Here is an 8,694-nt window from a genome sequence, read left to right on the forward strand (position 1 = left end):
AAAGTTACCATAGCGGCATCAAGGATATATTGACTTATTAACAAGTGACTTGCCAAATAACAAAGGGTCTAACTAGGCGGGCTAAATGGAGTGATATTGGGCTGTCAATCGTAAGCTCACAGAACGTTAGGGCATAGCAAAAGCTGTAAAAGCACAATAAAAGACGCCATAAAAAAGGCTACCTGCATGACTGATGCCGGTAGCCTTTTGGCGCTTAGATGATAATAAGCGCTTAGATAACACTAAGCTTTACTTTAATAGTGCCTCTAAAAATATTTTGAGGGATGTCTTTAGTTATTAAACCATCTCTCGTACTCTGGCCATAATACCACGCCCAATCACCAAGCGCACATAGCTTACCGCAATGATGATTAGCACAGCGACTAACATCAAGCCGCCAATGCCGAAGCTTAACCACGGTACACTAAAGCGCAGATTAAACCACTCGGTAATTAGTACATAAGCCGTAGCACTGGCAAGCACCACAGCAAACACCCCAGCACTCACCCCAAGTAGGCCAATCTCCAGCATGTTAATTTTGTACAAATCTGCCGTCTGCATCCCCAATAATCGAAATGAAGCGCTATCACGCAAACGGTCTTGAGACGTAGACAGCAGTGAGGTAATAAGCACCATAATACCGGTAATAATCGCCAGTAGCGTAAACACCTGCACCAGACGGCTCATTTGACTGACGTAACCTTGTACCTGTTTAGCAATGGCGCCACCATCTATCGTGGTAATGGCAGGGAACTTGCGGGCAAGATCAGTTTGTAATTGCGGAATTTGCGCACTGTCAACTCTGGCAGTGGCAAACTGAATTTGCGGCGCATCGGCCAGCATTTCAGGCTGAAATAAAAAGTAGAAGAAGGGGCTTGGGCCACGCTCATAGCGCTCCCGAATACTGGTGATTTGACCGACAATCTCGATACCTTGAATGTTAAAAGCCACCTGATCACCTAGGCCCACATTTAATAGCTCGGCTGCACCATCTAAGATGGACAAGGGCACCACACCTGCCTCAGTGGCCATCTTATCAAGTGGCGCATACAGCTGATTGGGATGAACCGCATCGGTAATAAACTCCGTCTCCATCACTGAATCGGCATAGCTTAAATTAAATACCCGAGTGGGGTCATCGCCCTCGCTTTGTGGTACGACAATATCGGCTGCAGGCACGCCGCCGGCCTCACTGACACGTGCACGCACCACTGGATAATAGGTGATGGGCGCTTTAATCATACTGTCTAGCGCTGAGTGCTGGTCACTTTGGATATCGAGAAAAAATAAGTTAGGCGCATCCTTTGGATAAGCCTTAACAAACTGGGTATTTAGGCTGTCATTAAGCAGAGTAATCATCGACAGTACCGACACCGATAGCGCTAAGGTCACAAAGAACAGTCCGGACTGATTGCCTTTACGTGATAAATTGTGCACGGCCGTGCGCACCATCCAGCCGCTTTTTTTGCCAAATAAGCCATTGCTGGCAAGCGTTGCCAACAGCCACAGCCAGCCTTTACCTATCAGCCAAAAGCTGGCAGCCAGCAGCATCATACCACCCAGTACTTGTAGCCCATTTAATAATGAGCCAAATTCATAGGCCATTAGCCCAAAGCTTGCCAGCAACACCAAACCATACCAATAAATCGGCGGATGCTGACGGCTGTTAGCGGTGGCTTGCTTTAAGACAGCAGATGGCTTGGTGTGCATGACCGAATAAAGACTGTGCTGCACTACCAATAAGGTAATAACTAGGGCAACTATGCTGATTTTTATCAAGCTAATCAGCTTGATCGACAGATTTACATCCGGCGGCAGTATGGCAGTCAGATATTGAGCCCCAACTTTTAGCATACCCAAGCTTAAGAGGCCTGAGACGAGGCAAGCCAACACCGCCATGGCAATGAATACACGGTAGTAGCTGTGCTTGATGTCGCTAATAGATTCGCCTAGAGCACGGCGTATGGCATTGGCATTTTGCTGTAAACTCACAAAGGCTTTGACCACACTTAGTAGCGCCACCGCGGATAAAAACAGCACCGCGATGACCAGCAGTTTTAAGAACATCAGCACATTATCGGACACTTGGGTCACTGAGGTATCCGCCTCATTGGCATCGGTAATCTTAACCTCGGAGGTATCGCCCAATAGCGCCTCAAGCTGTTGTCTTTCATCAACAATGGCCGGTTCAGAGCCGGCAAGTTCAATCTGATAATCGACTCGGCTGCGTTGTCCCATTAGACCAGTAATGGCCAAATCAGTGTCGGCCATCAGTACCCGTGCCCCAAACCCAAAGGCAGTCAACGGGCGATCTGGCTCAGTGATCAGTTCATCGGCTATGGTAAATAATCCCTCTCCAATCTTGACCGTATCGCCTATCTTAAGATGAAGCCCAGTCAATACTTGGGTCTCGACCACCACGCTATGCGGGGTCAGCTGTTGCCACAAGGGTTTGCCCGAGGCCAGCTCCACCTCACCATACAAGGGATAGTCTGAAGATACGGCTTTAATACGGGCAAGGAGGGTATGTGCTGCAGATTCAGCAGCGGCGTGATGGATAACTTGATTTTGGGTGAGCGTCTGAGCAGCCTTTGGCTCAGATACACTCGAGATCATGGCATTAAACTGATAATCGTAGACCACTTTTTGGTCAGCAGACTGCGCCTCAAACTGCTCAACCTTTTGTAAAACTTGTGGTGTCCACGCCTGCTTGCTCTCCAAGATCAAGTCACCACCGACCAAAGCGCGCTGATTGTCAGTCACGTAATCACGTACTGATTGCTGAATAGAGTCGAGGGTCAGGTAGGTCGATAGTGACAGCACCATGGCCAATAAAAACAGCAATGGATATATCCAGCTGCGCCACCAACTGCGCTGTACAGATTTGCTACCTAGGTTATTATAAGGGTTTAACGGCTTTGAGGATGGCGTCGGCGTGGTGTGTGAGGTCATAAGGGCGCAACTGATTATCTATTGAGGAGGTTATGGGTTATAAAATAAGGCGTCGTAACACTATGCTAGCTAATTTAACGCCTAACGTCAGTGGCTTTATTACAGCCAAAGCAGTGTAAGGGTGACAGACTGTATTAATTTGTTGAATGACCGCCGCTTATTAACTGCCGAGCTATGATTTTTCTCAGTTAGCATCTCTCTAAGTTACCAGGCGATGGTTTTACCAGCCCAATCGATAAAGCAGCCGGTGTCCTCTACCGTTAATTCATTCAACACTTTTAGTAGATGCTTTGCACACGCATCAGGCGTAAATAGTTTGTCTTTGGCCACATTGGCCTGAAAGGGCTTGGATAAAGGGGTATCAACCGTGCCTGGCTGAATGACAGCGACGCAAACATTTTTTAGCGTGCGCTGCCATTCAATGGATAGGGTCTTCATACCCATGTTTAATGCCGCTTTGCTCATTCGATAGCTATACCAGCCGCCTAATTCATTCTCGCTGATACTGCCCACTCGTGCTGAAATAGTGGCATAAATAGCCGGATGCAATTCACTGGGGGTGCCCGCTTTTAATAAGGATTTAATGTGTTTAGCAATCAATAAGCTGGGTAGGGCATTGAGCGTCATGTTCTGTAAAAAAAACTCTGCATCAAGCTGCCTTACGGCTTTTTCAGGTTGATTGGTATCTGTATGCAATAAGCCTACGGCATTGATGACCCAGTCGATATGCTGTGTTTGACGGTTGATATCAGCAATTGCCTGTTTAATACTGCCCTCTTCTCGGACATCCATGTTAAGCCATACCACCTTACCTGTCGTATTTTTATCAGGCTTATGGCGGTGATAAGTGGCAAATATTTTTGTGACTTTATGGTCGGTACTGAGCCGTTCAAGGAGTGCTTTGCCTATGCCACTGGTGCCACCGATAAGTAGAATATTTTTGTTATAGCTCATGAGCATCAGCATCCCGATAAAAACTTAAACTGTACTACAGTATCAGGTATTTTGTTGGCCTAAATTTGGTTTAGCCAACAGTTAACGCTAGAGGGTATTAGAGCCTACCATGTGGTGACAGTGGGGGCTATATTATTAATTTAAATTGTATTATTTAGTTAGCATTTAAGCTTATTAGCCTTGCTTATTGAGCCCTTAAAACGTTACGATAGGCCATCATAAAGCGTGCACTGAGCCTGTGGCTTGCCGTTGGGCACAGACCCATCTATCAGACCCAGTATCAGGGGCATTAGGCTTAGTGTAAAGATAATCACTGATAATAAACGACAGTATATAAGGATATGGTTATGGCGTTATCGTTAAGTAAAGGCGGGAACTTATCCCTGACAAAAACTGACCCTAATTTAAACAAACTTTTAGTTGGATTAGGCTGGGATGAAAGAGCGACATCAGGTGCTGAGTTTGACTTGGATGCCAGCGTATTTTTGTTAAATAATACAGGACGTGTGCGCGGCGATCATGACTTCATCTTTTATAACCAATTAAAGTCAGACAACGGCGCCGTTGAGCACACCGGTGATAACCGTACTGGGGAAGGTGATGGTGATGATGAGGTGATCAAAGTAGATCTGTCTCGCCTGCCTGCAGATGTGGACAAGGTGGTGGTAACCGTCACCATTCATGACGCCCAAGTACGCAATCAAAACTTTGGCCAAGTTGCCAACGCCTTTATCCGTGTGGTCAATGAAGAGACGGGCGTAGAGGTGGTTCGTTTTGATTTGGCTGAGGATTATTCTGTTGAAACAGCCATGGTGTTTGGTGAAGTATATCGGCATAATAACGAGTGGAAATTCCGCGCCGTCGGACAAGGTTATTCCGGCGGTTTACAAGCGATGTGTCAAAACTATGGTGTTGTAATCTAAACCCATTATCATGGTTAGATTATAGGTGGGTAGAGATACGCACCCTGAAACCCCTTTATGCGCTGCATATAAGCGCATAAAGGGGTCACTTGAACGCCTATCTTTAGGTTGAAGAACCTAGTACAGACAATAAGCTTTTACGACAGGATAGGTAATGAGACATTTTTATTTCGATTTTATTTTTACAACGCTTGCCCTAATAGTGGCCGCCTGGTGGGGCTACTCGCATGGCGGTATGGGCGGGCTGATCTCTGCTTTATCCATTACGGCTATTTTGGCAGTGATGGAAATCTCTTTATCTTTTGATAATGCGGTGGTCAACGCCTCAGTGCTTAAGCATTGGGACAAGTTTTGGAAAATGATATTTTTAACCGTCGGTATTTTAATCGCGGTATTTGGTATGCGTCTGGTGTTCCCTATTGTTATTGTGGCAGTGACCGCTGACATGGGTATGATGGATGTTATCAACCTAGCTTTATACAACCCAACAGAGTACTCAGCCAAATTGATGGCGCACCATGCAGAGATTTCCGCCTTTGGTGGCATGTTCTTACTACTGGTGTTCTTAAACTTCTTGTTTGATGACAAAGACGTGCACTGGTTTGATTGGCTAGAAAGACGTCTGGCGAAGTTTGGTGAAGTGGATGCCATGAGCGTGTTTGTGGCGCTGGCTATTTTAATGATTTCATTGTCTTGGGTTCATGAAGAACAAACCCTAGCGGTGTTAATAGCCGGTGTGTGGGGTATCTTAGTGTACCTAGGTGTTCAAGTGGTCTCAGGTATGCTTGAGGGCGACTTAGAAGAGGCTGAAGAAGCGTTAGAAGATGGCACCGTTGCCAACTCAAGTAACGGTTCGGGTAACGTGGGTAGCGCAGTGATGAAGGGCGGTATTGCCGGATTCTTATATCTTGAAGTGCTGGATGCGTCTTTTAGTTTCGATGGCGTTATTGGTGCGTTTGCCATTACCAATGATGTGATTATCATCATGTTGGGTCTGGCCATCGGTGCCATGTTCGTGCGTTCAATGACCATCTTTTTGGTCGAAAAAGGGACGCTTGATGAGTTCGTTTATCTTGAACACGGTGCGCATTATGCCATTGGGGCACTAGCTGTGATTATGCTGCTGTCTATGAAGTTCCACGTGCCAGAGATTGTAACTGGTCTAATTGGTATTGCCTTTATTGCTTGGGCAGTTGTGGCCTCTATTAGATTTAAAAAGCTGGAGCAAGCGGGCAAAATCTAAGCGCTTTGTTTGAGTAGAGGTAATGGATCGATAAGTGATAGACACCCAAAACATGGATGCCATGAAGCGCAATAAAGACGGCTTTATAACAGGGTCTAACAGCCCTTTAGGGTTTTGGTAAATCGTCTTGCTTATCGGCCAGTCAGTTAGTATAGTTAACGAGAGTTTCGGCTCTCGTTTTTTAAAGTCTACCGTTTGAGTACTTTGAATGCGGGCAGCATCACACGTGAGCGAAGTTAATCCTTATTAATAAGCGATAACAAATTAAATAACCCCTAAACAACAATAAAGGACAATATCATGGCTATTAGCTTAACCAAAGGCGGCAACGTTAACTTATCAAAAGAAGCCCCTGGTCTTACCAATATCACCATCGGCTTAGGCTGGGATCCACGCGCCACAGACGGCCAAGACTTCGATCTAGATGCCATCGCCTTTTTATTAAACGATGCAGGTAAAGTACGTAACGACCAAGACTTTATCTTCTTTAACAACCTAAAATCAGGTGATGGCTCAGTTGAGCACACAGGCGACAACCGCACGGGTGAAGGTGATGGTGATGATGAAGCCATCAAAGTAGACCTAACTCGTGTGCCTAGCGATGTGTCTAAAATTGCGGTTTGTGCCATTATCTATGAAGGTCAAGCCCGCAACCAAAACTTCGGTCAAGTAGCCGATGCCTTTATTCGTGTAGTGAACGACAATGGCGCGACTGAAATTGCTCGCTTTGATCTATCAGAAGATGGCAGCACCGAAACCGCTATGATTTTTGGTGAAATCTATCGCCACAACGGTGAGTGGAAATTCCGTGCAGTCGGTCAAGGTTTCAGCGGTGGTCTAGGTCCATTAGCGGCCTCTTATGGTGTTGCGATTTAATACACGAGTCAGCAGATAGATAAACGCTTAGAGAGGTGTCTGCCTGTGTCTAAGCCAATTGAGTAAAAGAACGGCGTAAAAGGACAGTATCATGGCGGCAACCTTTAGTCTCATTGGCACAATTGAGCCATTTTTACATTGTAATTTAAAGCCTGGAGACTCTATTTATTGTGAAGCCAATGCGATGGTTATGATGGAGAATAATCTTGAGCTAAAGGGTAAGTTGCAAGGCGGTCTGATGCAGTCTTTGATGCGCCGATTTGCCAATGATGAATCACTGTTTCAACAAGAGATTGCTGCCACAAATGGGGAAGGGGACTGCTTATTGGCCCCCACCTTAGATGGTGACATGCAGATTTTGGATATTGGCCCTCAGCAATATACATTAAGTGATGGCGCCTTTGTGGCAGCTACCCGAGAGGTTGAAGTAAAGGCCAATATCCAGCGCAACTTAGGTGGTGCGGTATTCGGTGACACCGGCGGATTTGTGGTGATGCAGACCCAAGGCCAAGGTCAGCTGGTGGTCTCAGGCTTTGGCTCTTTATTTGAGATTGAGGTGACGCCCGGCAAAGATGTGGTCATCGACAATGGTCATGTGGTGTGCTGGGACTCTAATCTGCAGTACAGTTTATCGGTCTCAACCAGTAAGAAAAAAGGCTTTATGAGTAATATCATCAACTCCGTCACCAGTGGCGAGGGGATGGTGCTAAATTTCTCAGGTCAAGGTAAGGTCATCATCTGTTCACGTAACCGAGACACCTATCGAGGCTGGGTACAAAGCATTTTGGGCAGTAGCTCAGGCGGACGCGGTGGCAGTGGCGGATTTTTAGATAATATTTTATAACGCTGACATTTACAGCCATCACGCCTGCATAAATTCATATATCAAGGATAAGTAACATGGCAGTTAATCTGCAAAAAGGACAAAAGATTTCACTGAGCAAAGAAGCCGGTGGTACGCTAACTCAAATTAAAATGGGCTTAGGCTGGGATGTTGCCGGCTCTGCTGCCCCTGCAAAAAAAGGCGGCTTTTTAGGCGCATTATTTGGTGGCGGTGGGTCAGGCGGCGGTGACAGCATTGATCTGGATGCTTCATGCATTATGTTTGATGATAACAAGCAGCCAGTTGATGCCATCTGGTTCAATCAACTGCGCTCTAAAGATGGCAGTATCTTGCACACCGGTGACAACCGCACGGGTGCCGGTGATGGTGATGATGAGGTCATTAATGTGGATTTGAGCAAAATCCCAGCCCATGTCAAGTCATTGGTGTTTACGGTCAATAGCTTTACCGGTCAGAACTTCTCTACCGTTGAAAACGCTTATTGCCGTATCGTCGATGCAGGTAACAATGCTGAGGTGGCGCGCTATAACTTGTCCTCTCAAGGCAATCATACCGCTATGATTATGGCCAAAGTTTATCGCCATAATGGTGAGTGGAAGATGCATGCCATTGGTGAAGTGGCCAGTGGCCGCACCTTTAATGACTTAATGCCAGCGATTACCCCTCACGCCTAATTATTGGTGCCCAACCCCAGCCCATGTCTAAAGCTAGGGTCGGGCACTATAGATAACCCATAACTTATGCTAACTAATAAAAAAACGCTGACCTAGGTCAGTAATGCCAGTCAGTTAAGGCAAAAACTCAATAAAAGTAATAAAATAGCCCATCTAATAAGTAGATGGGCTATTTTACTATGAGACTACAAGACGCTATTAATGAGACGCATAAAAGGATTCCAGACA

General features: G+C 46.0%; 7 protein-coding genes. 5 read left to right on the forward strand and 2 right to left on the reverse strand.

The window, feature by feature from the left end; genetic code table 11:
• Positions 1–297: 297 nt before the first annotated feature.
• Together JMX92_RS10525 and JMX92_RS10530 are read right to left on the reverse strand one after the other, a co-directional pair.
• Positions 298–2,952, reverse strand: coding sequence for an ABC transporter permease (locus JMX92_RS10525; protein ID WP_201545540.1), 2,655 nt, complete (start codon positions 2,950–2,952; stop codon positions 298–300).
• A gap of 204 nt (positions 2,953–3,156) precedes the next feature.
• On the reverse strand, positions 3,157–3,906 hold the full coding sequence (locus JMX92_RS10530; RefSeq protein ID WP_227675350.1) for an SDR family oxidoreductase: 750 nt from the start codon (positions 3,904–3,906) through the stop codon (positions 3,157–3,159).
• Between the two features lie 347 nt (positions 3,907–4,253).
• On the opposite strand from JMX92_RS10530, the gene JMX92_RS10535 reads away from it, so the two are divergent.
• The 5 genes from JMX92_RS10535 to JMX92_RS10555 all read left to right on the forward strand — a co-directional run bounded on the left by JMX92_RS10535 (position 4,254) and on the right by JMX92_RS10555 (position 8,466).
• Entirely contained in the window at positions 4,254–4,829 is a 576-nt protein-coding gene (locus JMX92_RS10535) for a TerD family protein (RefSeq protein WP_011959371.1), read from the forward strand.
• A gap of 154 nt (positions 4,830–4,983) precedes the next feature.
• Positions 4,984–6,072, forward strand: a complete 1,089-nt coding sequence (locus JMX92_RS10540) for a DUF475 domain-containing protein (RefSeq protein ID WP_011959372.1) — start codon at positions 4,984–4,986, stop codon at positions 6,070–6,072.
• A gap of 300 nt (positions 6,073–6,372) precedes the next feature.
• Positions 6,373–6,948, forward strand: coding sequence for a TerD family protein (locus tag JMX92_RS10545; protein ID WP_201545542.1), 576 nt, complete (start codon positions 6,373–6,375; stop codon positions 6,946–6,948).
• A 91-nt stretch (positions 6,949–7,039) separates the two neighbouring features.
• Positions 7,040–7,792: a TIGR00266 family protein gene (locus JMX92_RS10550; protein ID WP_011959374.1), complete on the forward strand. Its 753-nt coding sequence runs from the start codon at positions 7,040–7,042 to the stop codon at positions 7,790–7,792.
• 56 nt (positions 7,793–7,848) lie between these two features.
• Positions 7,849–8,466 (forward strand): TerD family protein, encoded by a 618-nt coding sequence (locus JMX92_RS10555; protein WP_011959375.1) that lies wholly within the window; start codon positions 7,849–7,851, stop codon positions 8,464–8,466.
• Positions 8,467–8,694: the final 228 nt, after the last annotated feature.

The organism is Psychrobacter sp. H7-1 (assembly GCF_904846585.1).
Lineage (GTDB): Bacteria > Pseudomonadota > Gammaproteobacteria > Pseudomonadales > Moraxellaceae > Psychrobacter > Psychrobacter raelei.

Bases quoted from the DNA above. Each gene is read 5' to 3' on its own strand.
- JMX92_RS10525 (WP_201545540.1), bottom strand. From the start codon at position 2,952: ATGACCTCACACACCACGCCGACGCCATCCTCAAAGCCGTTAAACCCT.
- JMX92_RS10530 (WP_227675350.1), bottom strand. From the start codon at position 3,906: ATGAGCTATAACAAAAATATTCTACTTATCGGTGGCACCAGTGGCATA.
- JMX92_RS10535 (WP_011959371.1), top strand. From the start codon at position 4,254: ATGGCGTTATCGTTAAGTAAAGGCGGGAACTTATCCCTGACAAAAACT.
- JMX92_RS10540 (WP_011959372.1), top strand. From the start codon at position 4,984: ATGAGACATTTTTATTTCGATTTTATTTTTACAACGCTTGCCCTAATA.
- JMX92_RS10545 (WP_201545542.1), top strand. From the start codon at position 6,373: ATGGCTATTAGCTTAACCAAAGGCGGCAACGTTAACTTATCAAAAGAA.
- JMX92_RS10550 (WP_011959374.1), top strand. From the start codon at position 7,040: ATGGCGGCAACCTTTAGTCTCATTGGCACAATTGAGCCATTTTTACAT.
- JMX92_RS10555 (WP_011959375.1), top strand. From the start codon at position 7,849: ATGGCAGTTAATCTGCAAAAAGGACAAAAGATTTCACTGAGCAAAGAA.